This is a genomic window from Arthrobacter sulfonylureivorans, from assembly GCF_022637435.1.
GTDB classification, from domain to species: domain Bacteria; phylum Actinomycetota; class Actinomycetes; order Actinomycetales; family Micrococcaceae; genus Crystallibacter; species Crystallibacter sulfonylureivorans.
Genome location: NZ_CP093326.1, coordinates 540,077 through 564,578, shown reverse-complemented (window position 1 = coordinate 564,578; position 24,502 = coordinate 540,077). Strand labels below are relative to the sequence as shown.

The following is a 24,502-nucleotide window of genomic DNA, read 5'->3' as shown; positions in this document are numbered from 1 at the left end:
TAGGCCATGAATCCCCCATTGGACGTCCAGCGAGGAACGTCCCCCCACCGCTCTTCAGACTGTTTCCAGAGCCCCGCTCTGCTTCCCCCGCGGCCCGCCCGCGTCCATGTGCAGTCACTGCGAATGACACCCGCAACCGCGTGCCCCAAAAGTGAATCCGGCACCCTTCGCGATGCCGTTCCAACATTGATTAGCGTAGGAGTGCTTCAGAGCTAAGACAAGGGAAGATTTCGGCCCGGAGTGACTGATCCGGTCGTTCCGAAATTGGTTAATGGTTCACTCGGAATGTGGTTAATGGTTACCGCCTACAGCACTAACTTCCCGGACAGTACAACGCTCCTTTGATACATATGCCGTTCTTTGCATCTGCAGGCCGTCAACTGTTCACCCGGCCATCCGGTCAACCGATTACACCTGCCGCATACAACGAAAAACCGACCCGTCCGCGACGCTCAGGGGAGAATGAAAATATGTCTGTCATAACCCGGCCTGCGCACACCTTTGCGATCTTCCTGCGCGGCATCAATGTCGGCGGAATTCGGATTGCCATGAAGGATTTGAGTCAGGTCCTCGCCGAATCCGGCTTCGCGGAGGTGCAGACGGTCCTGGCGTCGGGCAACGTAGTACTCCGCACCGAGACGGATGCTCCGGCAGCCGTCAAGGAAAGCGTCCAAGACACCTTGCGCGCAGCCTTCGGCTACGACGCCTGGGTGATCGTCAAGAGCAGGGAACAAGTGGCGGCCATCATCGACGGCTACCCTTTTACGCCGGCCGACGACGGAGTCCCCCGGCATGCCTACGCGGTGATGACCACCGGCCAGGACGTAGTGAAACAGTTGCTTGCGGACTGCCCCGAGCTTTCACCCGAAGAGCGTGCGGCTGCTGGCGGGGACATCTTGTACTGGGAGGTGCCCAAAGGCAGCACGTTGGAGTCGAAACTTTCCAAGCATCTAGCCAAGGCGAAGTACAAGCCGCTGACCACCACCAGGAACCTCAACACGATGCACAAGGTGCTGGCCAAGTTTCCGCCGCAGAACTAACGGGTCTCCGGCGGCACGTGCTACCCCGGGTGGAGAGGACCAGCACCGAAATTCATCCTCTCGGAGGATAGCCCGCCGCAAGGTGGCGCTTCTAGACTCGTAACAGGCAGTCCATGAGCCGGCGCGGCCGGCTTGAGGGCTATTCAGGGAGGGGGGCCTTTGCTGTTCGACTCAGTCACGTGGATATCAGCGCTTGTCTGTGCCGGCCCGTTTGCCCTTCTCTTGGCAGCCGGAGCGCTGGTCAGCGTTTGGCGCAGCAACCGGCAGCGCACAGCTAAGTCGGGCTGGTCCCTGGTGGTGCTGGCACTGCCACTCCTCGGCCCGTTGGTCTGGTTCCTGACCGCGTCGCGCTGGGCGGCCGCCAATTTGCCCCGACCCGACATCGCTCCCGTAAATCAGGCCACCGGCCCCACTGCACCCTGAGGGTCGTCCAGGATCAGCTCGAGCAAGCGAATCACTGCCGGGTTCGCGGTGGCTTCGCTCCAAGCAACGTGCAGGTCCGCCCGATTGAGGTCGGCGAGCCCGGAAGGCCCCCGCAACTCTTCGAAGCTGACGCCGGGTGGTGCAAAGTCCATGGATGAGCCCGGCACCAAGGTCACCCCCAGGCCGGCGGCCACGAATGCCAACAACGCCGGTGCCTGGCTGGCGAACTGGGTGATGTTCGCTTGCACTCCAGCGCTTTCATAGAGCCGCATGACCAGATCGTGGAAGTAGCGGGCTTCGGCAGTTGAATACATCATCAGTGGCAGCCCGTCCAGCTGTTTGAGGAAAACCCCGTTTCCGGTCGCCAGATCGTGCCCCTCAGGCAAGGCCACCACCAGCCGGTCCTCCATGAACGGCCGCGTGACCACTCCCGGGCGGGCAACGATAGGCCGCAGCAAACCGATGTCGATTGCCCCTCGGGAGAGCGCTTCCAGCTGGTCGACCGAGACCGCTTCACGCAGGACCAGGGACACCCCTGCGATCTGTTCCCCGGCCTTGCGGAGGATGCCCGGCAAAGCCGCCTGGCCGGCTATCGCCGTGTAACCGATAACAATTGAACCGGCATCGCCGGTGGCTACGCGGCGCACATCCAGCGACGTCTTCGTGCACAGGTCCAAGATCCGGCGCGCGCTGGGCAGCAGCACCTTGCCCGCTGCCGTCAGCTCGACCTTCCGGCTGCTGCGCTCGAACAATTGGGCATCGAGGTCACGTTCCAGCAGCTGGATCTGGCGGCTCAGCGGTGGCTGCGTCATGTTGAGACGCGCCGCGGCCGCACCGAAGTGAAGCTCCTCCGCTACGGCCACGAAAGACTCCAGCTGGATCAGCGAAAACATCAATACACTCCTTGCATGGTTTCGTGCATATCTTAGCTTGGACAGGCATGGATCACGGCGTTTAGCGTGAAGGGAGTCACTCTCCCCTCCGCCAGAAAGGACTGCGATGTCCACCGTCTTCGAAACCCAGGGCCGCCGCGACAACAGCGCCTCACCGCTCGGCCAGGCCTCCATCACTGGGGTCACCATCACGCCAGTAGCCTTCGCCGATCCGCCGCTGCTGAATACCGTGGGCGTCCACGAACCATATGCGCTCCGGGCCATCGTGCAACTCCACACGGATGCGGGCGTCACCGGGCTGGGCGAGACCTACGGGGATGCCGCCCATCTGGCGCGTCTCCGGATGGCCGCCAATGCTGTCACGGGTGCCGACCCGTTTAACATCAATGACCTGCGCGCCCGCGTTGCCCGGGCGTTGGCCGCCGACAGCACTCAGGGCGGCCATGGGATGAGCGGTATGGTCACCGGGTCCTCGACCGCGGACCGCGTGCTCTCGCCGTTCGATGTGGCGGCCCTCGATATTCAGGGCAAGCTGCTCGGCTTGCCGGTCAGCGCCCTGCTGGGGGGCGCGGTCCGCGACGCTGTACCGTTCAGCGGTTACCTGTTCTACAAGTGGGCGGGCCACCCGGGGCTGGCCGACGACGAGTGGGGCGCGGCGCTGGATCCCGAGGGAATCGTGGCTCAGGCGCGGCGCATGGTCGACGCCTACGGCTTCACCGCGCTCAAACTCAAGGGCGGCGTCTTTGAGCCCGACGCCGAGGCTGCCGCCATTGAAGCCCTGCGGGCGGAGTTCCCCGACCTCCCGCTGCGGATCGATCCCAATGCCGCGTGGACTGTTGAAACCTCCATCCGCATTGGCCGCCGGCTTGAGGGAATCCTTGAGTATCTGGAGGACCCCACGCCCGGGATCGGGGGCATGGCCGAAGTCCGCCGCCGTGTGCGGCTGCCGCTGGCCACCAACATGTGCGTGGTCAGCTTCAACGACCTCCCGCCGGCGGTGACTGGCGGGGCCGTGGACGTGGTGCTCTCCGACCACCACTTCTGGGGCGGGCTGCGCCGGTCGCAGACGCTGGCTGGCATCGCCGAAACGTTCGGCCTGGGCCTGTCCATGCACTCCAACTCCCATCTGGGCATCAGCCTGGCCGCCATGGTCCATCTGGCCTCGGCCACCCCCAACCTGGACTACGCGTGCGATACCCACTGGCCTTGGAAGCGCGCGGACGAGGACATAGTGCTCCCCGGTGCCTTGGCGTTCCGCAACGGCGCAGTGACCGTCCCCGCTGCGCCCGGACTTGGGGTGGAACTGGACCCGGAGGCCCTGGACCGGTTGCACCGGCAGTACTTGGCCAGCGGCATCACCGAACGCGACGACACCGGCTATATGCGGCGGATCCAGCCCGGCTACGAGCTCAAGAGTCCGCGGTGGTAACCGAGGAAGCCGCCACGCCAGGCGTCCCAGTGCCCGCGGATTCAGCCGTGCTTGACGTGGTGGTCACCGATCCGATCATTTCCCGCTTCGCCGAACGCCTCCAAGCCGGCGCGCCCCGGCACCGGTGGCGGTTCCTAGCCGACGCGCCGCCGGAGGTGAGATCGCATGCCCTGGCGGGCGCCGACGTCGTGGTGTGCGCGCGGATGGACGCGAAGGAGGCCGCCGCCTGCAACGCCCGCCTGGTGCAGGTGACCGGCGCCGGCCTGGACCGGGTGTCGGTGGCCGCGCTGCGGCCGGCCGTGGCGGTTGCCAACACCTTTCATCATGAGAGGCCCATCGCCGAACATGTGCTGATGTCCATCCTGGCGCTGACCCGCCGGTTTCCCGCCGTCAGCGGCGAACTGCGCGCCGGCGTGTGGCGGACCATTGCCACCGACGACGCCGTCCCGCTGCACCGCACGCTGGACAGCATGACGTTGGGGGTCGTGGGCTTTGGTGGCATCGGCCGCGAAACCGCGCGGCTGGCAGCCGCACTCGGCATGGATGTGGTGGCTGTGCGGAACCGGCCGGAGGCCCCGCTGTCAATGGGTGCCCTGCCCCGCTGGGTGGGCGGCGTCGGCGACCTTCCCCGCTTGCTGGCAGAGTCCGACGTCGTGGTGGTCACCGTTCCTCTCAACGACGCCACCGAGGGCCTGATCGGTCCCGCCGAGTTCGCTGCCATGCGGCAGGATGCCGTGCTGGTCAATGTGGCACGCGGGCCGGTGGTGGATCAGGCCGCCCTTTATCGGGCGCTGGTGGACAAGCAGATCGGCGGCGCGGCGATCGACGTCTGGTGGGGTGCGCCGGAAGCCGGACGCACGCCGCCGGCGGACTTTCCCTTCAGCGAACTGCCAAATGTGGTGCTGACGCCGCATTACTCCGGCCATGCACGCTCCACGTTCGAACTGCGGGCCGACGATATCGCGGGAAACGTCAACCGGGTCGCTGCGGGGCAGCCGGTGCGGAACCAGGTGCGCTGACCGGAAGCTGACCAGATGCGCTGCAAACGGGCCGGCTGCCTGCGCCGGCCGCCGACCCGCTGCTTAGCCGCCGAAGACCAGCCGGATGATCAGCAGGACCGCCCCGCCGGCCGAGGCGATCAGTGCAACCAAGCGCAGCCGCCGCGCATCCAGGAAACGATTGAGCCAGCGCGACACCAAGAAGCCAACCAGCACCACCGGGGCCAGCCAGAGGAATGCCGCCACGGTGCCGCTGGTGACGGCTCCGGCTGCCGCCAGCAGGCTCACCGAAACCACGGAACCGACCAGGAAAAATGCGCTCATGGTGCCGCGCAGCCGTGCGGGCGGCTGACCTTGCCAGACGAGAGCCATCGGAGCGCCGCCGATCGCCGTCGCCGTTCCCATCACCCCGGAGAGACCGCCGGCAGCCACCAGGTTTGTCCGGTTCGGTACCGGCCGCCAGCCCAGGAACGCCGAGCCGACGCCTGCCAGGACACAGCCGGCCACCAGCCAGGAGAGTGCCGCCGTGGACATCGCCACAGCCAGCCACGCGCCCAGGACGCTGCCCGGGATCCGTCCCGCCAGCGCCCAGCCGGCACCCTTGAGGTCCAGATGGGCACGTTCACGGACTGTCACCAGCAGGGTGACCAGGCAGGCCAGCATCACGACCAGCGCCGGCAGTAGTTCCGGGGCCACCAAGGCGATCACCGGGGCCGCCACCAGTCCGGCGCCGAACCCGATGGATCCTTGCAGGGCGGTGGCGGCACAGACCGCCACCGCCAGAATCAGATAGTCCGCGGGGTTCACTCCCCAACCGTAGTCGGCTGGAGGCCGGGTTCGGCGGCATCGGTCAGCGGGAAGTGGCATTCGGCGGCGTGGGCCGGTGCTGCTGCCCCGCGCAGCTGCGGGACGCCAAGCTGCACCCGGCCGACGTGTTCTGCCGTCTGGGCAGGCGGTGCCTGCCGCGCACAGATGTCCTCTGCCTTCCAGCAACGCGTGCGGAATCGGCAGCCCGACGGCGGGTCCAGCGGCGAGGGCAGTTCGCCGCGCAGCACAATCCGTTCAGCGGGACGGTCGGCCGGGTCCAGCTTCGGCGATGCCGACATGAGCGCTGCGGTGTAGGGGTGCAGCGGGCGTTCGAAGACGTCTTCGGTGGTGCCGGTTTCGATGATCCGGCCCAGGTACATCACGGCCACCCGGTCCGTGACGTGGCGGACCACCGACAGATCGTGCGAGATGAAAATGTAGCTGACGCCCAGTTTCTCCTGCAGTTCGTTGAGCAGGTTGAGCACCTGGGCCTGCACAGAGAGGTCCAGGGCGGAGACCGGCTCGTCCAGGATGATCAGTTCCGGGTTCAGCGCCAAGGCCCGGGCGATGCCGATGCGCTGGCGCTGCCCACCGGAGAATTCCTGCGGCGATTTCTTTGCGTCCGAGGCGCGCAGACCCACTAGTTCCAGCAGTTCGTGCAGCCGGGCTTCGCGTTCGCGTCCGGTGCGGAAGAGTCCGCGGTGGGTGGCCCAGGGTTCGGCGATGATTTCGCCGGCAGTCATCCGGGCGTTCAGCGACGCGAACGGGTCTTGGAACACCATCTGCACGCGCCGGCGCCAGGCCATGAGTTCCTTACCGCGCAGGCTGAAGGGATCCTTGCCGTCGAAGGCCACGGTGCCGGAGTCCGGCTTTTCCAGCAGCATCAGGGTGCGGGCCAAGGTGGATTTTCCGCAGCCGGATTCGCCGACCAGGCCCAGGGTTTCGCCGCGGCCCACCGAGAGGTTGATGCCGTCCAGGGCGCGCAGCTGGTTGCTGCCAGAGCCGCTGCGGGCCACGTGAAAGGTCTTGGTGACGTCGCGGACCTCGAGGGCCGCGGTCCCGGCCTCCTGCACACTGTCGAGCTGTGCGGTCATGACTGGGTCTCCTGAAGGGACGTCTCGGGATCGAGAAGGTCGGAAAAGTGGCAGGCCGCGTAGCGCCCCGGGGCGGTCTCGCGCAGGGCCGGCCGCTCGGCGCGGCAGAGTTCCTGCGCCAGCGGGCAGCGATCTTGGTAGACGCAGCCGGAGGGGATGTTCTTCAGCTCAGGCGGGCTGCCCGGGATCGAGGCCAACATCGCCCCGCGTTCGGCTTGGGCCGGGACTGACTCCAGCAGGCCCTTGGTATAGGGGTGACGGGGGTTGGCGAACACCTCGGCCACGGGTCCGGATTCGGCCACAGTGCCGGCATACATCACACAGACCGTGTCGGCTTCTTCTGCGACGACGGCGAGGTCGTGCGTGATCAGCACCACGGCCATGTCTTCCTCTTCGCGCAGCCGGCGCAGCAGGTCCATGATCTGGGCTTGGACGGTCACGTCCAGCGCGGTGGTCGGCTCGTCCGCGATCAGCAGGCGCGGGCCCAGAGCCACCGCCATGGCAATCAGGATGCGCTGGCGCATGCCGCCGGAGAATTGGTGCGGGAAGGCATCTACCCGGGATTCCGGATGGGGGATGCCTACCCGGTCCATCAGCGCGATGGCCTCCTTGCGGGCATCCGCGGCGGAGAGGCCGCGGTGGATCCGGAACGCCTCGCCGATCTGAACACCGACCGGATAGACCGGGTTCAGCGCGGTCAAGGCGTCTTGGAACACGATGCCCAGCTCGGCACCGGCGATCTTGCGCCGCTGCTTGGCGCCCATGCCGGCCAGTTCCTTGCCTTCGAGCTCCATCGAGCCGCCGGCCACGTGGGCCACCGGATCCAGCAGCCCGGCAATGGCCTTGGCCGTCATCGACTTGCCACAGCCGGATTCGCCCAGCAGGGCCAGGGTCTGCCCTGCCCGGGCCTCGAAACCGGCCTGGCTGACGGCGCGCACCGTGCCCAGCGGAGTGCGGATGTCGACGTTGAGTCCGTCGACCCGCAGGACCACGGGATGGGCGTCGGAGCGTGTGGTGTCAGTGGTTGCCGTCATGGTCACTTGGACTCCTTGGCAGAAATACGGGTAATGAACTTCTTGCGGCCCGGCAGCGTCAGGCGCCAGCGCTGGCTTGGATCGGTGGCGATGCGCAGCCAGGCGGCCAGCATGTTCGCGGCGATGGCGGTAATCACGATGGCAACGCCCGGGAAGATGGACAGCCACCAGGCGGTCTGCAGGTACTGCCGTCCTTGGGCCACCAGCAGGCCCCAGCTGATGTCCGGCGGCTGAATGCCGATGCCCAGGAAGGACAGCGAGGACTCGGCCAGCATGACGTAGCAGAACTCCAGCGTGGCCAGCGTCAGCAGGGTAGGCGCGACCACCGGAATCACGTGCCGCCGGATGATGGCGTTCGGCGTGGAACCAAAGGTGCGGGCCGCGTCCACGAAGGTGCGGCTTTGCAGCTCGGCGGACTCGGCCCGCGCGGTTCTGAGGTAGATCGGGATGCGGGTCAGCGCCAGGATCAGCACGATGTTGGCGACCGAGGGGCTGAAGACATACAGCACGACGACGGCCAGCAGCAGCGAGGGGAAGCTCATGATCACATCGGCCACCCGCATGGAAACGTTTTCCCGCCAGCCGCGGTGGTAGCCGGCCCACACACCCCAGAGTGAACCGATCAGCAGCGCCGCCGCCACCGCCGGAATGGCTACTAGCAAGGTGGTCCTGGTTGCCACGACCAGGCGAGCCAGCACGGAGCGGCCCAGTGAATCGGAGCCCAGGAAATACTCCCAGCCATTGGCCGGGTCGAACGGGGGCTTGTTCGCGAACATCAGGTTCTGTTTCGTGGCCAGTTCGCCCATCAGCATGGGGCCGAACACCGCCGTGGCGAACACGATCAGCAGGATCACCGCTCCCGTGCTGGCGAACTTGTCGCGGAGCAGCATGCGCAGCATGCTGGGGTCATTGGATTTGGCGGCCATCTTGCCCTTGGCCTGCCGCCGGTCTCCGGCGCCGGGCGCGGCTTCTGTGCGTATGGTTTCGCTCATGGTGTCCTCCTAGACCCGGACCGGAGCGGCAGGGGTGGTTTCAGCAATTTCGGCTTCCGCGGGGACATCGGGCCGGGCCGGAGCCTTCTTCCGCCGCCGCGAACCGGCGCCGGCCGGGCGGACCCGCGGGTCCAGCAGGGCGTAGGCCAGGTCGATCAGGATGTTCAGTACGAAGATCGCGATGGCGGTCAGCAGGACGGCGGCCTGCAGGACGGCGAAGTCCCGCTGCAGGATCGAATCGATCATCAGTTTGCCGATGCCGGGCCAGCCGAAGATGGTCTCCACCACCACGGCACCGTTAATCAGGCCCACGGTCAGGTCACCGGCCACGGTCAGGGCCGGTGCCGCCGCGTTGCGGAGCGCGTGCCGGGTGACCACGCGTGTCTGCGAGGCGCCTTTGCTGCGGGCCAGCTTGATATATGGCTCAGACAAGGCCGAGACCATGGCGCCGCGCACCACCTGGACCAGCGCACCGAACGGGCGCATCAACAAGGTGGCAATCGGCAGCACCCAGGCTTCGGCACCGCCGACGCCTGAGGTCGGGACCCAGCCCAGCGTGATCGCGAAGACCCAGATGCCGACAATCGCAAGCCAGAAATCGGGGATTGAGGCCGCCGCCATCGAAACGAAGCTGGCAACCCGGTCGGCCAGACCGTTGGGCTTCAAGGCCGCCCAGCTGCCCACCAGCACGGCCAGGATGATGGCGATCACCATGGTGGTGGCCGCCAGTTGAAGGGTGGCCGGGAAAGCCCGCAGCGCCATGGCTGCCGCGGACTCTCCCGTCCTGAGGGAAGTGCCGAAGTCCAGTTGTAGGACTCCGCCGAAGTAGTCCGCCATCTGCACCAGCAACGGCTGGTCCAGCCCGTTCCGGGTGGCAAAATCCGCGCGCATCTGTTCGGTGGCATTCAGCGGCAGGTACAGACTGGCCGGATTGCCGGTCAGCCTCGCCAGGGCGAAGACTCCGATGACCACGACCACCAGCGGCAAGGCACTGGAAATGATCCGTTTCCGTAGATAGGTCAGCACAGCTTCCCTCTCCTTCTCAAACTCCGGTAGCCGCGAGGCCTACTGGGCGGGGGTGATCTCGGCCAAGCGCAGCTCGTCACCGCTGGACGAGTTCGGCTCATAGTTCACCGTCGCGGCCTTGCCGATCATGCCGGTCTGGTGCGAGACGTGGGCGAACTGCACAACATCTTCGTTCTGGGCTGTGAAGACCTTTTCGAACGCCGCCTGGCGGTCAGCACCGGTGGCGGCGTTGGCCTCTTCGATCAACTTGTCCAGCTCCGGGGTGCCGAAGGAGCTCTGCGCACCGTCGGTCATCATGTACTGCTCCACGCTGAAGGCAGCGTCACCGGCCTGGTTGCCATGCTGGACCATGTGCATGATGGCTCCCTCGTCGTCGACGAAGGGGCGGACCTGGTACTGCAGGTGCTGGCTGGTTTCCATCATCTTCAGCTTGACGTTCAGGCCGGCCTGGGTGAGCTGTTCCTGGATGACCTGGGCCAGTTCCTCGATCTTCGGGAACTGGGCAGTACGGACAATCAGGCTGATCTGGGCGCTGGTGTCGACTCCATCGGCCTTGGCCTCGGCTACCAGGGACTTGGCCTTCTCCGGATCGTACGGCCAGCCTTCGAGTGCGGCATTGTGGCCGACGACCCCTTCCGGCACCAGCTGCGCTGCCACCTTGTCGCGGCCGCCGTAGAGGCTGGAAACGATGCCTTCCTTATCGATGGCGTAGTTGACGGCCTCGCGGACGCGGATGTCGGTGAACGGAGCCTTGTCGTTGTGCATGCGCAGCGCGACGGTCTCGTTGTTCGGGTACGGCACGCCCAGATCGCCGATGTTGTCCTCCGGGCTCAGGCCCATCGCGATGTCGGCCTCGCCGGAGGTGACCATGGCGGCGCGGACGCTGCCTTCGGAACGCCACTGGTACTCCGCAGCCGCGTAGGCCGGCTTCTCGCCCCAGTAACCGTCATAGGCGGAGACGGTGATCTTCTGGCCGGCCTGCCACTCGTCCAGCTGATAGGGACCGGTGCCGATCGGTTCGCGGACCTTCTCGGTGTCCGAAGTCTCGCTCGGGACAACTTCCAGGAAGGACAGACGCAGCGGCAGGATCGGGTCTGCTTCAGCGGCGGTGACCTTCAGCGTGGTGGCATCGACCACCTCGACGCCGAGGTCGTCGTCGCCGAAGACGTAGCCCTCAACGTTGCAGCCCAGCTTGGAGTTGACCGCGCGCTCGATGGTGTGGGCGGCGTCCTCTGCGGTGAAGTCACTGCCGTCGTGGAAGGTCACTCCCTCGCGGAGCTTGAACGTCCACACGGTGTCGTCTTCCGAGCTCCACTCGGTGGCGAGCTTAGGCTCGAGTTCACCGGTGGACGGGTTGCGCTCAACGAGAGGTTCCGTGATGGTGGACCGGTCGACGACGCCGGTGCTCGTCAGGTTCGATTCACAGGGTTCCAGCGTGGGCGGTTCCTGCTGGAGCACCACGCGGAGGGTTTCCGAAGCCGCGCCGGTGGCTCCGCCGGCCGCGTTCTCCGAGTTGGCCACCGAGCAGCCGCTGAGCACCATGGTGCCGCCGACCGCCGCAGTAGCCACGGCCAGACTCAGGCGACGGCGCTTGGTCGTACCGGTCGTTCCCGACGACCCGGTAAGGGATTCAAACGACATTGTTTCCTCCGAGGGAGCGAATGATAGGGGCCGGGCTTGTCTACATATGAAGCCGGCGGTTGGATTGGTAAGCAACAGCCTTGTGAGCGCGATCACCGTACGTCAAGAGCAGGACTTTTGCGTCGCGCCCGGAACTGCCGCGGAGGGTCGCCGGGAACCGCCGAATTCCGCGCCGTTGCAAGGAAAACCGCGATCCATGCCCCAGGGGTATTGATCAATGCAATCTGCGTGTTGGACGTGAATCACCGGTTTTCTTACTGTTCTTGACATGAGTACCCACGCAGCGGCGCAGGCCGAGAACCACACCGCCATCAGCGGCAAGCAGATCCTTCAGGTCGGACCGGTGAATCCCACCGTGGCCGCTGCACTGGCCGACGAGTTCGGTGCCGCGCGGCTTCCGGATGGTCCCGAGCGCACAGAATTCCTGCAGCGGCACGCCGACGGCGTTCGTGTTGCGGTCTGCTCCGGCCGCTTCGGCGTGGACTCCGACTTGATGCGCCAACTGCCGAATCTCGAGGCCATCGTGAACTTCGGCGTGGGCTACGATGCGACCGACGTCGCGCAGGCAAACGAGCGCGGCATCCCGATCAGCAATACACCCGACGTGCTCACGGACTGCGTGGCCGACACTGCTCTGGCCCTCTACTTGGATGTACTGCGCCAGACCACCGCCGCCGACAGGTTCGTCCGCCGCGGCGAGTGGGAGTCAACCCCCTCCTACCCGCTGGCCACCCGCGCTTCCAGCAAAAAGGTCGGCATCCTCGGCCTCGGCCGGATCGGCAAGGCCATCGCCAAGCGGCTGGAGGCCTTCGGCTGCGAAATCCATTACCACAACCGCCGTCCCGTCGAAGGCTCCGGCTACACTTACCAAGCCTCGCCGACCGAACTGGCCGAAGCCGTGGACGTCTTGGTCATCGCCGCGGCCGGAGGCCCCGAGACGGCCAACCTGGTGGACGCCGCTGTGCTGGCCAAGCTCGGCCCGGAAGGCTACCTGGTCAACATCGCCCGCGGCACCGTGGTGGACGAAGAAGCCCTGGTCTCCGCCTTGACGGAGGGCCGCTTGGCAGGTGCCGGGCTGGATGTCTTCGCGTCCGAGCCCCATGTCCCCGCCGAGCTGATGGAACTGGAGAACGTTGTCCTGCTCCCCCACGTCGGCAGCGGAACCCGCGAGACCCGCGCCGACATGGCCGCGCTGACACTGGAGAACCTGCGCAGCTACCTGCGCGATGCTTCGCTGGTCACCCCGGTGGGTTAAAGCCCGGCAGCGCCCGGACCGCCGTTCGGGCTCCGGGCGCTGCCGCCACCGGCTGCCGCCGCCCCCTAGGATGGGCTCAGACAGTGGGAAAGGGGCGCCATGGCGGATCCAGCCGATCATCCATCCGGAGTGCGCGAAGTGAAATCCGCGGCCCGCACCATCGACATCCTCGAGGTGCTCGCGGCCCGCGGCAATGCACCCGTCACCATACGGGAGCTCTGCTCTGTCCTGGATGCCCCGCGGAGCAGCGTCTACGCGCTGCTTCGGACCCTGATCGACTCGGGGTGGGTCCGCACTGATCCGTCCCGGACCACCTACAGCATCGGCATCCGTGCACTGCTGGCCGGGACCACTTACTTGGATGCGGATCCCTTGCTGAAAGTCATCCGGCCCCAACTCGGTCTGCTCGGCAAGAAGGTGGGCTGCACCGTGAACTTCGGCCGACTGGACGGCGGCCACATCGTCTATCTGGCCACTTGGGAGGCGCCCGGCCAGGAACGCACCGCCGCACGCGTGGGCCGCAGGCTGCCCGCCCATGCCACCGGCCTGGGACAGGCGGCACTCGCGTCGCTGGACCCCGCTGCGCTGCGGTCGCAGCTGCCGGCCGAACTCATCTCCCTGACCGGCAAGACCATCACCTCTCAGGCCGCTCTGGCCCGCGAACTGGCCACCGTCCGCCGCCGCGGCTACGCCGTCGAACGCGAACAGAACACCGCAGGCATCGCCTGTGTGGCGGTCGCTGTCGACTGCGGGCCGGACGGCGTCGACGCGCTCTCCGTATCGCTTCCGCTGTCCAAGCTGCGTTCGGCGCGGGAACGCGACATCGCAGCAGCCCTCCGGGAGACCGCTGCGGTCACGGAGGAGACCGTCGGGGGGCTGGCCGGCCTGCTGGGCTGAAGGGACGGCGCACCGCCGCTCCCTTGGGCCGCCGATACTTGTAGAACAAGTTGGCCACTTGTAGGATGAGTCCATCTGCACATCCCGCGTAAGGACCGTCATGCCCTACACACCCGATGCCATCCGGCACGTCAAGCTTTCTACCGCCACGCTGCCTCTGGCCACGCCGATTTCTGACGCCAAGGTCTTTACCGGTCGCCAGAAGCCGATGACCGAAGTGGTCTTCCTGTTTGCTGAGATCGCCACCGAGCAGGGCCACCAGGGACTGGGCTTTAGCTACTCAAAGCGCGCCGGCGGGCCCGCCCAGTATGCCCACGCCAAGGAAGTTGCCGACACGATGATTGGCGAGGACCCCAACGACATCGCCAAGCTGTATAACAAGCTGCTGTGGGCCGGCGCCTCGGTGGGCCGCTCCGGCGTGGCAACCCAGGCCTTGGCCGCCTTGGACATTGCGCTCTACGACCTCAAGGCCAAGCGGGCCGGGCTGCCGCTGGCCAAGTTCCTTGGTGCCCACCGCGACTCGGTCCGCACCTACAACACCTCCGGCGGTTTCCTCAATGCTTCCATCGACGAGGTCAGGGACCGCGCCAGCCGCTCCATCGAGGAGGGCATCGGCGGCATCAAGATCAAGGTCGGACTGCCCGACACCGCGGAAGACCTGCGCCGTGTTGCCGCCGTCCGCGAGCACATTGGCGACGACGTGCCCTTGATGGTGGACGCCAACCAGCAGTGGGACCGCGCCACTGCCCTGCGCATGGGGCGCCGCCTGGAGCAGTTCGACCTGGTCTGGATCGAAGAGCCGCTGGACGCTTACGACGCCGAGGGCCACGCCGCCCTTGCCGCCGCCTTGGACACACCGATCGCGACCGGCGAAATGCTGGCCTCGGTGGCCGAGCACGAACGGCTGATCGCCGCCCGTGCCTGCGACATCATCCAGCCCGATGCGCCGCGCGTCGGCGGCATCACCCAATTCCTTCGGTTGGCCACTCTGGCCGACCAGGCCGGGCTGGATCTGGCCCCGCACTTCGCCATGGAAATCCACCTGCACCTGGCCGCCGCCTACCCGCGCGAGCCGTGGGTAGAGCATTTCGACTGGCTCGATCCGCTGTTCAACGAGCGCCTCGAGACCCGCGACGGCCGGATGATCGTGCCGGACCGTCCGGGCCTCGGCTTCACCTTCAGCGACCAGGCCCGCGCCTGGACCACGGACAGCGTGGAGTTCGGCCGCGCCTGAGCCGGCCGCGCTTGGTCCACATGACGACGGCGGTGCCCCGCACCGCCGTCGTTCCCCCATTTGTCACGAAGGAAGGCACCGGCGATGAAACCGAACCTGACGGCCGCCCTAGTCGATGAGCTGCGCCGGCGCATTGTCGACGGCGAGATCGCCCCGGGCGACAAGCTGCCCAGTGAGAACACGCTGATCGCCGAGCACGGCGTGAGCCGCACGGTGGTGCGCGAGGCCATCACCCGGCTGCAGGCCGAGGGGCTGGTGCATACCCGGCGCGGCAGCGGCAGCTATGCCCTGACCCCGCCTGTTGAACCGGACGTGTCGCGGACAGCCCGGCCGGTGCGCACGCTCCAGGATCGGCGGGCGCTAGTGGAGTTCCGGACCGGGGTGGAAAGCGAAGCCGCAGCCCTGGCCGCCGTCCGGCGATCAGACCAGCAGGTGGCGTCCCTGCGCGCCGCAAACGAAGACTTCTCCCGCGCCGGTGCCAACCCGGCCGCGGCCTTGGCCCACGACTTCGAGTTCCACCGCACCGTCGCCGAGGCCAGCGGCAACCCCTTCCTGCAGGATGCGATAGCGGCCCTCGGCCCGGCCATGATCGCCATGCCCCGCTACCGGCTGGAGGCCAGCGCGGCCGAGGGGGAAACCAGCCGCCTTGCCGAGGTGGCCGCGGAGCACGCAGCCGTACTGGCCGCGGTCGAGTCCGGTGATGCCATGGCCGCCGCCGCCGCCATGCGCACGCATCTGGTCAACTCGCTGCACCGGCTGGAGCGCGAGTCCGGGCACTGACCCGCCCGGCCCGCGGTGGACAGCAAAGCGGCAGCAGACACTTGTCTGCTGCCGCTTCGTGGTTGCCGCGTGGTGTGGCTGAGGTGGGCTACTCGGCTGCCTTGACGGCCAGCACCGGCCGGTCGGCCTGCAGCAGGATGCGCTGGGCATGCGACCCCATGATGAACTTGCCCACCTGGCTGCGCTGGCGGAGGCCGATAACAATCAGCGAGACCTCGCGTTCGCGGGCCAACTCAAGGATCTCCTCGGCCAGATCATCGCGGTGCGTCGGGCGCAAGACCTCGGCTGTCACGCCGGCCGCATCGGCCGCCGACTTCAGCCGCAGGATGTCGCTCTCGGAGGCGACTGTCTTGTCAACCAGAGCCCCCTCCCGGGTGGAGTTGACGATCAGCAGCTCTTCATCGCGCAGCTTTGCTTCCGCGATCCCGGCGGCCACGGCCGCCTCGCCCACCGGGGTGGGTACATAACCGACCAGGATGCTCATGCGTTCTCCTTAGATTTAATGAGGGGGGCGGTCTGGGAGTTCTTCCGGCGGTCCATGACGGACTTGACCATCGGCCACACGGCGACCAGCACGAAGACCACCAGCAGCGTGGCGGAGATCGGGCGGCCCATGAATCCGGCGACGTCGCCGTCGAGCACCAGCAGCGAGCGCCGCAGGCTGGACTCCAGCAGCGCGCCCAGCACGAAGGCCAGCACCAGCGGTCCCGGCTCGAAGCCGAATTTCTTCATCAGGTAGCCGACGGCTCCGAAGAGGACCACCAGCAGCACATCGAACATCGAGTTGCGGATGGTGTACGCGCCCAGCAGTGTGATCAGGGCGGTAATCGGTGCCAGGATGGCGGCGCGCACCCGCAGGATGCGGACGAACAGGCCGACCAGCGGGATGGACATGATCAGCAGCAGGATGTTGCCGATGTACATCGAGTTGACCACGCCCCAGAACAGGTCCGGGTTGTCGACCATCAGTTGCGGCCCCGGGGTCACGCCCTGGATGAGCAGTGCGCCGAAGATGATGGCCATGGTGGCGTTGGCGGGTATGCCCAAGGTCAGCAGGGGAATGAAGGAACTGGTGGCCGCGGCGTTGTTGGCAGTCTCGGGACCGGCGACGCCTTCGACCGCTCCCTTGCCGAAACGCTCCGGGTTCTTAGCGCGCTTCTTCTCCACCGCGTAGGCGGCGAGTGAGGAGATGGTGGCCCCGCCGCCAGGCAGGATGCCCAGGAAGAAGCCAAGCACCGAGCCGCGCCCGATGGCCCCGGCCGACTGCTTGAGGTCCTTCTTGGACGGCCACACGTTGGCCACGGTTGCAGGTGCCTGTGCCGCACGGTGGCGTTCTTCCAGGTTGTAGAGGATCTCTCCAACACCGAACAGGCCCATGGCCACCGGGACGAAGTCAATGCCGTCCGCCAGGCTCAGGTTGCCGAAAGTGAAGCGTTCGGCACCCGTAAAGATGTCGCGTCCCACTGTGGCGAGCAGCAGGCCGAACGCGGCCGCAATCAGGGCCTTGATCTTGGCGCCGTTGCTGATGGTGGCCACCAGCAGGATGCCGACCAGAGCGAGTGCGGCGTACTCCGGGGGGCCGAAGTCCAGGGCGAAGCTGGCCACCAGTGGAGCCAGGAACGTGAGTCCGATGATGGCCACTGTGCCGCCGATGAACGAACCAATGGCTGCAATCCCCAGGGCTGTTCCGGCTTTACCCTTGCGGGCCAACTGGTAGCCGTCGAAGACGGTGACCACGGAACTCGCCTCGCCCGGCAGCCGCAGCAGCACCGAGGTGATGGTGCCGCCGTATTGCGCCCCGTAGAAAATGCCGGCCAGCATGATGATGGCCGTGACGGGCTCGATCCCGTAGGTCAGCGGCAGCAGGATGGCGATGGTCGCTGCCGGACCGAGGCCCGGCAGCACGCCAATGAGCATGCCGATGACGACACCCAACAGGCAGTACAGCAGGTTGGAGGGCATGAGGACGACGCCGAAGCCGTCAATGACCGGTTGCAGGAAATCCATGCGAATACCTTTGGATCAGTGGGCAAGGGTGGGGCGCAGGGTTCCACGGTGGCGGCGTAGCCGACGCTGTGGGAGCGCACCGCCCGCTAGAACAGGTGGGGAATCGAGGTTCCCAAGGCCAGGATGAAGATGCCGTAGAAGGCCGCGACAACCAGCAGGGAGTATAGGACGGCTCCGCGCCAGGTTTCCCCGCCGAGGAACTTCATCCAGATCAAGCAGAGGAGCAGTGCCGGGACCTCGAAACCGATCATCGGCATAAGCCACACCATGGCCAGCAGGGTCACGAACCCGATGGCAGCCAACCAGGACAGCTTGGAGAATTTCTCGCCGTCGCGGCCCCCGCGCCGCCCATTAATCAGCTGGGCGAGCGCGAGGACAGCGATGATCAGGCTGACCACGAACGGCCACATTCCGGGCCTGGGCTGGGAGGGAGTTCCCAGCCCCAGGCCGATCGACATGACGAGCCCTGCCACGCCCAGCGCGAGCACCACGAGGGATGATGCGAGGTTGGCAATGGGTCCTGCAGGCGGCGGGGCCTCGGCCTCCCATTGGGCTGCCAGTTCCTCCGGTGTCAGGTCATCGTCGATGACGTTGACTGCCTCGCTGCCTTCTGCTGGCGTCTCGCGGTGGGGCGTCATGGTTTACTCGATTCGCTGTGAAGGCCGGTCGGCCTTACGTGGGTGGTGCTACTCGCCGGCCAGCGAGATGTCGTACTTTTCGGTGAGCTCCTTGTACTTGGCAGCCAAGTCGTTCCACTGCTGGACGACTTCCTCGCCGGAGATCTCCTTGGGGGTCAGCATGTTCTTCTCGTTGAACGCCTTGTAGCTGTCGGAGGCCTGGGCGGCTTCGACGGATGCGACAAGTTTCGCCTTCACGTCCTCCGGCAGTCCCTTGGGGGCAGCCAGGGCGCGGTACTGGGACACCGGAACCTCGTAGCCTTCTTCGATGGCGGTGGGGACGTCCGGCAGGAAGGTGTTGCGCTCGTCGGAGAAGACGACAATCGGCTTCACGGTGCCGGCGTCGATCTGCGGCTTGGCTTCACCGAGCTGGATGGTGGCCAGCTGGACCTGGTTGCCCATGACCGCGGTCAGCGCAGGAGAACCGGAATCGAACGGGACCGCGGTGCCCTTGATGTCGGCCTGGGCGAACAGGATGGCCTGCGACAGCTGCGAACCGGTGCCCACTCCTGTGGTGCCGAAGGTGAGCTTCTTGGAGCTGTTCTTGATGTCGTCCAGGTTTTCAAAGCCGGAGTCGGCGCTGGCCACCAGCACGTAGTCGTCCTGGGACAGTCCCTTGATGACGTCAAGCTCGTCCAGGGTGACGGCTTCGCCTTCGGACACTGCCAGCGGCGTGATGGTGATCAGCGAGGCATTCAGCAGAACCAAGTTCTGCCCGTCGGGCTCCATAGCTGCGACTTCCTGGGTCGCGAGGGCTCCGTTGGCACCGGGCTTGTTGACCACCGGTACCGCGACGCCGAGCTCGTCCGCCATGCCTTCGGCCGCGGTGCGCGCGATCAGGTCCGTGGAGCCGCCGGGAGCCTGGCCGACGGTCAGGGTGATGGCGCCCTCGGGGAAAGTTCCCTCTTTGGAGGCGGCGCTGCCGCCCACGTTGCCGCCACAGGCGGTCAACGCCAGCGCAGCAGAGGCGGCGGTCAGACCTAGAACGGTCCGGCGGATGGAGAGTGCTTTCACTACGGGCTCCTTGCTCGATGAACAGCGTTGTTCGAACGGGTATTGGCCGTGACGCGGTTCATATGAAGCAGGTCACTGTGGCTCGGACATCGAGCTTAGAAAGAGACTATGATGCATGTCCAAGCCCATTAGTGCATTGAATGATACTGGAAAGGCATCATGTTCACCTTGGATCAGGCCCGCAGTTTCATCGCCGTCGCCGAAGAATTGCATTTCGGCCGAGCCGCCGAGCGGCTGAGCATGACCCAGCCCCCGCTCAGCCGGCAGATCCAGAAACTAGAACGCAGCATCGGCGTGGAACTCCTGGAGCGGGACAACCGCAAGGTGGCGCTGACGGCTGCCGGACATGCGTTCTTGGCCGAAGCGCGGAAACTGGTGGTCTCGGCGGACCGAGCACCGCGCACCGCACGGCGTATCGCTGCCGGGCGGGCAGGGGAGATCCGCATTGGCTTCACTGCTGCCTCGGCGTTCAGCCTGCTGGGGCCCTTGCTTGCCGAGATAGCCGAGGAACTACCTGACGTTGACGTGGATCTTCGGGAAATGGTGACCGGGGAGCAGGTTCAGGCCCTCGTGGACGGCGACCTTGATCTGGGTCTCGCCCGTCCGCCGTTCGACACCGATCTCTTCGAATCGCACCTGCTGTTCTCGGAAAACCTGATGCTGGCGGTTCCCAGGGGGCACCCGCTGGACCAGTTGGCGCGGCCGCTGGCCGTGTCCGACCTGAAGGACATGCCGCTGATCATGCACTCACCGACCAAGGCCCGCTATTTTTACGATCTGGTGGTGCGCCAGATTCCGATCGAACACGGCAACGTGGTGCACACCGTGAGCCAGATCCTGACCATGGTGGCGCTGGTGGCGGCCGGCCGCGGCGTCGCCTTCGTACCCGAGTCGGCACAGCTGCTGGGAGTCGACGGTGTCAGCTACTTGCATCTGCCCAGGCTGGCGCCGGACTCGGTGGAACTGCACGCCATCTGGAACCGGAACGCGCACAACCCCGCGCTGCGCAGGATGCTCGACAGTGTCTGGACCAAGGCCGCATAGCCACCAGGACGCCGCGCCCGCCCAGCAGGGCAATACTCTTAGTGCATCAATCCATACAAAAGTGGGCTTGGACAGGCATCATCCGGGCTTCCTAGGGTGTAACCAACGCATTCAACCCCGCCGCTACCGGCACCATTGCAAAGGAAGATGCACGTGGCCCAGTACACGCCCCATGAACTCGCAGACAAGCTCAAGGACGGCCTGCTGTCCTTCCCGGTCACGGCCTTCGACGCGGACTTGAACGTTGATGAAGCCGCCTACCGTAAGCACTTGGACTGGCAGTCCAGCTTCGACGTTGCCGGCCTGTTTGCCGCCGGCGGAACGGGAGAAGGCTTCAGCCTGACGCCGGCAGAGTCAGCCCGCGTTGTCCGCATGGCGGTTGAGGAAGCCGGCAGCCGGGTTCCCGTCCTCGCTTCCGCCGGTGGTTCCACCGCGCAGGCAATCCAGAACGCCAAGGACGCCGAGGCCGCTGGCGCCGAAGGACTACTGCTGCTGCCTCCGTACCTGACTGAATGCGACCAGGCCGGCCTGTTGGCCCATGTGTCCGCCGTTTGCGCCGCCACCAACGTTGGCGTCATCGTTTATAACCGCGCTAACGCCATCTACTCCGCGGACACCGTGGCCGCGCTGGCCGACCGTCACGCAAACTTCATCGGTTTCAAGGACGCGCTGGGCGACATCGAACACCTCACCAAGGTCTACGCCAAGAACGGCGACCGACTGTTCTACCTGGGCGGCCTTCCGACGGCGGAAACTTTCGCGCTGCCGCTGCTGCAGCTGGGCATGAGCACCTACTCCTCCGCCATGTACAACTTCGTTCCGGAATTCGCCCTGGACTTCTACCGCGATGTCCGCAACCAAGACCGCGATGCCGTGACCGAGAAGCTCAACCGCTTCGTCCTCCCCTACCTGGAGATCCGCGACCGGGTCAAGGGCTACGGCGTCTCCATCGTCAAGGGTGGATTGAAGGCCATCGGCCGCGACGGCGGCCTGGTCCGCCCGCCGCTGCAGGACCTGACCGAGAAGGACATCGCCGACCTGGCGGCCCTGATCGACGCCGCTGGCATCCGCCCGGCGGACGCTGCCCTGCAGAACGCCTAGGTTCCATGCCCCGAAGCGGCCGCCCGATACGGGCGGCCGCTTTCCGGCCCTCAGCCACAGCCGACCATCCGCAGTAAAGAAGCAGTAAAGAAGGAGCATCCGATGCCCACCACGCAGACAACCCTGACAGGCCATTCGATCATTGCCGGCGAATCCGTCACCGGCACCGGCGGTACCGTCAACGGCTTCGACCCTGCCACCAACGAAGTCCTCGAACCGGCCTACAGCCTCATTGACGCAGCCCAGCTCGCCACCGCCACTGCTGCAGCAGAGGAGGCGTTCGCCTCCTTCAGCTCGCTGGATCCGGAAACGCATGCCGCATTCCTGGAGAAGATCGCCGACAACATCGAAGCCGTCGGCGCCGAACTGGTCGAGCGTGCGATGGCTGAAACCGGACTCCCCGCTGCCCGGCTGAACGGCGAACGCGGCCGCACCACCGGCCAGCTCCGCCTGTTTGCCGCGGTAGTGCGCCAGGGCGACCACCGCGGCGTCCGCATTGATCCGGCCCAGCCGGACCGCCAGCCGATGCCCCGGGCGGACATCCGCCAGCGCAAGGTTCCGCTGGGCCCGGTCGCCGTCTTCGGTGCGAGCAACTTCCCGCTCGCCTTCTCCACTGCCGGCGGCGACACCGCCTCGGCCCTGGCCGCGGGCTGCCCCGTGGTCTTCAAGGCCCACAACGCCCACCCGGGCACCAGCGAAATTGTTGGCCATGCCATTGCCGAGGCCGTCCGGGACTCCGGCCTGCATCCGGGCGTGTTCTCGCTGATCTACGGTCCCGGCGCCAGCATCGGCCAGGCACTGGTCGCCGACCCGGCCATCAAGGCCGTCGGTTTCACTGGTTCCCGCTCCGGCGGCACCGCCCTGGTGGCTACTGCCGCCTCACGCCCGGAACCGATTCCGGTCTACGCGGAGATGAGCTCGATCAACCCGGTCTTCTTTTTCGACGGCGCGCTCAAGGGCGACCTGGACGCGCTGGCCTCCGCCTATGTCGGTTCGGTCACCGGCTCCAGCGGCCAGCTGTGCACGGCGCCGGGCCTGGTCTTCGTTCCGGCCGGCGAAACCGGAGACGCTTTCGCAGTTGCCGTAACCCGCGCCATGGCCCCGGCTGCAGGACAAACCATGCTGACCCGCGGAATCGCCGACTCCTGGACCGCTGGCGTCGATTCCCTCGGCAAGCAGGATGGCGTGGATCTGGTGGCCCGCGGCCAGGACGGAGCCACTGAGAATGCCCCGGCCCCGGCCGTGTTCGGCACCGACATCCCCACCTTCCTGTCCAACAACGTGTTGCACGAGGAAATCTTCGGTGCTGCGTCGCTGATGGTCCGCTACACCTCCACCGACGACCTGCTGGCGGCGGCCAAGAGGCTGGAAGGCCAGCTGACCGCCACCCTGCACATGACCGACGAGGACCAGTCGATGGTGGCTCCGCTGCTGCCGGTACTGGAGCGCAAGGTAGGCCGCATCCTGGCCAACGGCTGGCCGACCGGCGTTGAAGTGGGTCATGCCATGGTCCACGGCGGCCCCTTCCCTGCCACCTCGGATACCCGCACCACATCAGTGGGCACGCTGGCGATCGAGCGGTTCCTCCGCCCGGTGGCGTACCAGAACATCCCGGACGCCCTACTGCCGGCACCCCTACAGCAGTCCAACCCGTGGCGGCTGAACCGGCGCATCGACGGCACCATTGAAGGCGCAGGGGCATGAGCAACCAACCCACCATTGCCGCCGTCGAGGTGGTCCCGGTCGCCGGGCACGACTCGATGCTGCTGAACCTCTCCGGTGCACATGGTCCGTTCTTCACCCGGAATGTGGTCATCGTGACCGATTCCGACGGCCGCACCGGCCTGGGCGAAGTCCCCGGCGGCGAGAAGATCCTCACCACCATCGAGGACGCCGGCGCCATGATCACGGGCCGGCCGGTGGCACGTTTCCGCAGCCTGCTGCGCGAAATTGCCGCCGCCTTCGCCGACCGCGACTCCGGGGGCCGGGGGCTGCAGACCTTCGACCTGCGCACCACCGTGCATGCCGTGACGGCCCTCGAATCCGCGCTGCTGGACCTGCACGGGCAGTTCCTCGGCGTTCCCGTGGCCGAACTGCTGGGCGACGGCCAACAGCGCGATGCGGTGCCGATGCTCGGCTACCTGTTCTACGTAGGCAATCCCGACGCCACCGATCTGCCGTACCTGCGCGAGCCCAACGGGGCGGACGACTGGGAGCGGGTGCGCCGCGAAGAGGCCATGACGCCCGCAACCGTGGTCCGTCTGGCCGAGGCAGCGCAGGCCCGCTACGGCTTCCAGGACTTCAAGCTCAAGGGCGGTGTCCAGGCCGGCGACCTGGAAGTCGACGCGGTGACCGCGCTCAAGGATCGCTTCCCGGACGCACGCATTACGCTGGATCCGAACGGCGGCTGGCTGCTGCAGGACGCCATCCGGCTGGGCAAGCGGATGCAAGGCGTGGTGGCGTACGCCGAAGACCCGTGCGGTGCCGAAGGCAAGTTCTCCGGCCGTGAAGTCATGGCGGAGTTCCGCCGGGCCACCGGACTGCAGACTGCCACGAATATGATCGCCACCGACTGGCGCGAAATGGCCCACGCCGTGCGCACCAACGCCGTCGACATTCCGCTGGCAGATCCGCACTTCTGGACCATGGCCGGCTCCGTCCGCGTGGCGCAGTTGTGCAACGAGTTCGGCCTGACCTGGGGTTCGCACTCGAACAACCACTTCGACATCTCGCTGGCCATGTTCACCCAGGTCGGCGCTGCTGCCCCGGGCGAGATCACCGCGCTGGACACGCACTGGATCTGGCAGGATGGCCAGGGCCTGACCAAGGAACCGTTGCTGATCCGCGACGGCGAGATCAAGGTGCCGCAGGCTCCGGGTCTGGGTGTTGAACTGGATCGCGAGCGGCTGGCCGAGGCGAACGCACTGTATCTGGAGCATGGCCTCGGCGCGCGCGACGACGCCGTCACCATGCAGTACCTGGTGCAGGGTTGGGAATTCGATCCCAAGCGCCCCTGCTTGGTCCGCTAGGATCTTCCGCCCGCTCCGCGCCCGCGGGGCGGGCGGATTTTTGTGTTTTATCGTGTGATGCTCTGTCCGGTCGGCCGTTTCTGGCCG

General features: G+C 66.5%; 23 protein-coding genes. 12 read left to right on the top strand and 11 right to left on the bottom strand.

Translation table 11 applies throughout. The features are described from left to right. Nucleotides 1-470 precede the first annotated feature (470 nt). Together MNQ99_RS02765 and MNQ99_RS19130 are read left to right on the top strand one after the other, a co-directional pair. Nucleotides 471-1,040, top strand: a complete 570-nt coding sequence (locus MNQ99_RS02765) for a DUF1697 domain-containing protein (protein ID WP_241914355.1) — start codon at nucleotides 471-473, stop codon at nucleotides 1,038-1,040. A 132-nt stretch (nucleotides 1,041-1,172) separates the two neighbouring features. Beyond that, a complete protein-coding gene (locus tag MNQ99_RS19130; RefSeq protein WP_422387486.1) occupies nucleotides 1,173-1,463 on the top strand; it encodes a PLD nuclease N-terminal domain-containing protein in 291 nt (96 codons plus the stop codon). On the opposite strand, the gene MNQ99_RS02760 is transcribed toward MNQ99_RS19130, so the two are convergent. After that, complete coding sequence (locus MNQ99_RS02760) at nucleotides 1,436-2,356, bottom strand: LysR substrate-binding domain-containing protein (protein WP_241914354.1); 921 nt, start codon at nucleotides 2,354-2,356, stop codon at nucleotides 1,436-1,438. The genes MNQ99_RS19130 and MNQ99_RS02760 overlap by 28 nt on opposite strands. Nucleotides 2,357-2,462: 106 nt before the next feature. Here MNQ99_RS02760 and MNQ99_RS02755 point away from each other — a divergent pair, with 106 nt between their 5' ends. Together MNQ99_RS02755 and MNQ99_RS02750 are read left to right on the top strand one after the other, a co-directional pair. Continuing rightward, nucleotides 2,463-3,785, top strand: a complete 1,323-nt coding sequence (locus tag MNQ99_RS02755; RefSeq protein ID WP_241914353.1) for a glucarate dehydratase family protein — start codon at nucleotides 2,463-2,465, stop codon at nucleotides 3,783-3,785. Nucleotides 3,786-3,814: 29 nt separating this feature from the next. Beyond that, entirely contained in the window at nucleotides 3,815-4,804 is a 990-nt protein-coding gene (locus tag MNQ99_RS02750) for a 2-hydroxyacid dehydrogenase (RefSeq protein ID WP_241914352.1), read from the top strand. A 63-nt stretch (nucleotides 4,805-4,867) separates the two neighbouring features. On the opposite strand, the gene MNQ99_RS02745 is transcribed toward MNQ99_RS02750, so the two are convergent. From MNQ99_RS02745 to MNQ99_RS02720, 6 genes are read right to left on the bottom strand one after another with little or no spacing between them, the layout of a single operon-like run. After that, nucleotides 4,868-5,590: a sulfite exporter TauE/SafE family protein gene (locus MNQ99_RS02745; RefSeq protein ID WP_241914351.1), complete on the bottom strand. Its 723-nt coding sequence runs from the start codon at nucleotides 5,588-5,590 to the stop codon at nucleotides 4,868-4,870. Then, nucleotides 5,587-6,684, bottom strand: a complete 1,098-nt coding sequence (locus MNQ99_RS02740; RefSeq protein WP_241914350.1) for an ABC transporter ATP-binding protein — start codon at nucleotides 6,682-6,684, stop codon at nucleotides 5,587-5,589. The genes MNQ99_RS02745 and MNQ99_RS02740 overlap by 4 nt, the downstream gene beginning before the upstream one ends. Beyond that, complete coding sequence (locus tag MNQ99_RS02735) at nucleotides 6,681-7,718, bottom strand: ABC transporter ATP-binding protein (protein WP_241914349.1); 1,038 nt, start codon at nucleotides 7,716-7,718, stop codon at nucleotides 6,681-6,683. The genes MNQ99_RS02740 and MNQ99_RS02735 overlap by 4 nt, the downstream gene beginning before the upstream one ends. Before the next feature lie 2 nt (nucleotides 7,719-7,720). Then, nucleotides 7,721-8,710: an ABC transporter permease gene (locus MNQ99_RS02730; RefSeq protein ID WP_241914348.1), complete on the bottom strand. Its 990-nt coding sequence runs from the start codon at nucleotides 8,708-8,710 to the stop codon at nucleotides 7,721-7,723. A 9-nt stretch (nucleotides 8,711-8,719) separates the two neighbouring features. Then, a complete protein-coding gene (locus tag MNQ99_RS02725; RefSeq protein ID WP_241914347.1) occupies nucleotides 8,720-9,736 on the bottom strand; it encodes an ABC transporter permease in 1,017 nt (338 codons plus the stop codon). 39 nt (nucleotides 9,737-9,775) lie between these two features. Continuing rightward, the gene (locus tag MNQ99_RS02720) at nucleotides 9,776-11,377 is read right to left on the bottom strand and encodes an ABC transporter substrate-binding protein (RefSeq protein WP_241914346.1); all 1,602 of its coding nucleotides are present in this window, start codon (nucleotides 11,375-11,377) and stop codon (nucleotides 9,776-9,778) included. A gap of 268 nt (nucleotides 11,378-11,645) precedes the next feature. On the opposite strand from MNQ99_RS02720, the gene MNQ99_RS02715 reads away from it, so the two are divergent. The 4 genes from MNQ99_RS02715 (at nucleotide 11,646) to MNQ99_RS02700 (ending at nucleotide 15,543) form a co-directional block, all read left to right on the top strand. Further along, nucleotides 11,646-12,632 carry a 2-hydroxyacid dehydrogenase gene (locus MNQ99_RS02715; RefSeq protein ID WP_241914345.1) on the top strand — a complete coding sequence of 329 codons (987 nt, stop codon included), beginning with the start codon at nucleotides 11,646-11,648 and terminating at the stop codon, nucleotides 12,630-12,632. Between the two features lie 99 nt (nucleotides 12,633-12,731). Then, nucleotides 12,732-13,529 (top strand): IclR family transcriptional regulator, encoded by a 798-nt coding sequence (locus MNQ99_RS02710; RefSeq protein ID WP_241914344.1) that lies wholly within the window; start codon nucleotides 12,732-12,734, stop codon nucleotides 13,527-13,529. Between the two features lie 100 nt (nucleotides 13,530-13,629). After that, nucleotides 13,630-14,763, top strand: coding sequence for an L-talarate/galactarate dehydratase (locus MNQ99_RS02705; protein WP_241914343.1), 1,134 nt, complete (start codon nucleotides 13,630-13,632; stop codon nucleotides 14,761-14,763). An 84-nt stretch (nucleotides 14,764-14,847) separates the two neighbouring features. Next, entirely contained in the window at nucleotides 14,848-15,543 is a 696-nt protein-coding gene (locus MNQ99_RS02700; protein WP_241914342.1) for a FadR/GntR family transcriptional regulator, read from the top strand. 88 nt (nucleotides 15,544-15,631) lie between these two features. Here MNQ99_RS02700 and MNQ99_RS02695 read toward each other — a convergent pair whose 3' ends face one another. The 4 genes from MNQ99_RS02695 to MNQ99_RS02680 form a co-directional block, all read right to left on the bottom strand. Further along, complete coding sequence (locus MNQ99_RS02695; RefSeq protein WP_241914341.1) at nucleotides 15,632-16,027, bottom strand: universal stress protein; 396 nt, start codon at nucleotides 16,025-16,027, stop codon at nucleotides 15,632-15,634. Further along, nucleotides 16,024-17,550, bottom strand: coding sequence for a tripartite tricarboxylate transporter permease (locus MNQ99_RS02690; protein ID WP_241914340.1), 1,527 nt, complete (start codon nucleotides 17,548-17,550; stop codon nucleotides 16,024-16,026). The genes MNQ99_RS02695 and MNQ99_RS02690 overlap by 4 nt, the downstream gene beginning before the upstream one ends. Before the next feature lie 86 nt (nucleotides 17,551-17,636). Further along, on the bottom strand, nucleotides 17,637-18,188 hold the full coding sequence (locus MNQ99_RS02685; protein WP_241914339.1) for a tripartite tricarboxylate transporter TctB family protein: 552 nt from the start codon (nucleotides 18,186-18,188) through the stop codon (nucleotides 17,637-17,639). Between the two features lie 48 nt (nucleotides 18,189-18,236). Next, nucleotides 18,237-19,241, bottom strand: a complete 1,005-nt coding sequence (locus MNQ99_RS02680) for a tripartite tricarboxylate transporter substrate binding protein (protein WP_241914338.1) — start codon at nucleotides 19,239-19,241, stop codon at nucleotides 18,237-18,239. 159 nt (nucleotides 19,242-19,400) lie between these two features. On the opposite strand from MNQ99_RS02680, the gene MNQ99_RS02675 reads away from it, so the two are divergent. The 4 genes from MNQ99_RS02675 (at nucleotide 19,401) to MNQ99_RS02660 (ending at nucleotide 24,415) form a co-directional block, all read left to right on the top strand. After that, the gene (locus tag MNQ99_RS02675) at nucleotides 19,401-20,285 is read left to right on the top strand and encodes a LysR family transcriptional regulator (RefSeq protein WP_241914337.1); all 885 of its coding nucleotides are present in this window, start codon (nucleotides 19,401-19,403) and stop codon (nucleotides 20,283-20,285) included. A gap of 153 nt (nucleotides 20,286-20,438) precedes the next feature. Continuing rightward, on the top strand, nucleotides 20,439-21,386 hold the full coding sequence (gene kdgD, locus MNQ99_RS02670; RefSeq protein ID WP_241914336.1) for a 5-dehydro-4-deoxyglucarate dehydratase: 948 nt from the start codon (nucleotides 20,439-20,441) through the stop codon (nucleotides 21,384-21,386). A gap of 102 nt (nucleotides 21,387-21,488) precedes the next feature. Then, nucleotides 21,489-23,090 (top strand): aldehyde dehydrogenase (NADP(+)), encoded by a 1,602-nt coding sequence (locus tag MNQ99_RS02665; protein WP_241914335.1) that lies wholly within the window; start codon nucleotides 21,489-21,491, stop codon nucleotides 23,088-23,090. After that, on the top strand, nucleotides 23,087-24,415 hold the full coding sequence (locus MNQ99_RS02660; RefSeq protein WP_241914334.1) for an enolase C-terminal domain-like protein: 1,329 nt from the start codon (nucleotides 23,087-23,089) through the stop codon (nucleotides 24,413-24,415). The genes MNQ99_RS02665 and MNQ99_RS02660 overlap by 4 nt, the downstream gene beginning before the upstream one ends. Nucleotides 24,416-24,502: the final 87 nt, after the last annotated feature.

What these genes read in the sequence shown, in the direction of transcription:
- MNQ99_RS02675 (WP_241914337.1), top strand. Translation starts at nt 19,401, where the DNA reads ATGTTCACCTTGGATCAGGCCCGCAGTTTCATCGCCGTCGCCGAAGAA.
- MNQ99_RS02760 (WP_241914354.1), bottom strand. Translation starts at nt 2,356, where the DNA reads ATGTTTTCGCTGATCCAGCTGGAGTCTTTCGTGGCCGTAGCGGAGGAG.
- MNQ99_RS02765 (WP_241914355.1), top strand. Translation starts at nt 471, where the DNA reads ATGTCTGTCATAACCCGGCCTGCGCACACCTTTGCGATCTTCCTGCGC.
- MNQ99_RS02660 (WP_241914334.1), top strand. Translation starts at nt 23,087, where the DNA reads ATGAGCAACCAACCCACCATTGCCGCCGTCGAGGTGGTCCCGGTCGCC.
- MNQ99_RS02695 (WP_241914341.1), bottom strand. Translation starts at nt 16,027, where the DNA reads ATGAGCATCCTGGTCGGTTATGTACCCACCCCGGTGGGCGAGGCGGCC.
- MNQ99_RS02735 (WP_241914349.1), bottom strand. Translation starts at nt 7,718, where the DNA reads ATGACGGCAACCACTGACACCACACGCTCCGACGCCCATCCCGTGGTC.
- MNQ99_RS02690 (WP_241914340.1), bottom strand. Translation starts at nt 17,550, where the DNA reads ATGGATTTCCTGCAACCGGTCATTGACGGCTTCGGCGTCGTCCTCATG.
- MNQ99_RS02730 (WP_241914348.1), bottom strand. Translation starts at nt 8,710, where the DNA reads ATGAGCGAAACCATACGCACAGAAGCCGCGCCCGGCGCCGGAGACCGG.
- MNQ99_RS02710 (WP_241914344.1), top strand. Translation starts at nt 12,732, where the DNA reads ATGGCGGATCCAGCCGATCATCCATCCGGAGTGCGCGAAGTGAAATCC.
- MNQ99_RS02720 (WP_241914346.1), bottom strand. Translation starts at nt 11,377, where the DNA reads ATGTCGTTTGAATCCCTTACCGGGTCGTCGGGAACGACCGGTACGACC.
- MNQ99_RS02740 (WP_241914350.1), bottom strand. Translation starts at nt 6,684, where the DNA reads ATGACCGCACAGCTCGACAGTGTGCAGGAGGCCGGGACCGCGGCCCTC.
- MNQ99_RS02705 (WP_241914343.1), top strand. Translation starts at nt 13,630, where the DNA reads ATGCCCTACACACCCGATGCCATCCGGCACGTCAAGCTTTCTACCGCC.
- MNQ99_RS02700 (WP_241914342.1), top strand. Translation starts at nt 14,848, where the DNA reads ATGAAACCGAACCTGACGGCCGCCCTAGTCGATGAGCTGCGCCGGCGC.
- MNQ99_RS02715 (WP_241914345.1), top strand. Translation starts at nt 11,646, where the DNA reads ATGAGTACCCACGCAGCGGCGCAGGCCGAGAACCACACCGCCATCAGC.
- MNQ99_RS02755 (WP_241914353.1), top strand. Translation starts at nt 2,463, where the DNA reads ATGTCCACCGTCTTCGAAACCCAGGGCCGCCGCGACAACAGCGCCTCA.
- MNQ99_RS02665 (WP_241914335.1), top strand. Translation starts at nt 21,489, where the DNA reads ATGCCCACCACGCAGACAACCCTGACAGGCCATTCGATCATTGCCGGC.
- MNQ99_RS02685 (WP_241914339.1), bottom strand. Translation starts at nt 18,188, where the DNA reads ATGACGCCCCACCGCGAGACGCCAGCAGAAGGCAGCGAGGCAGTCAAC.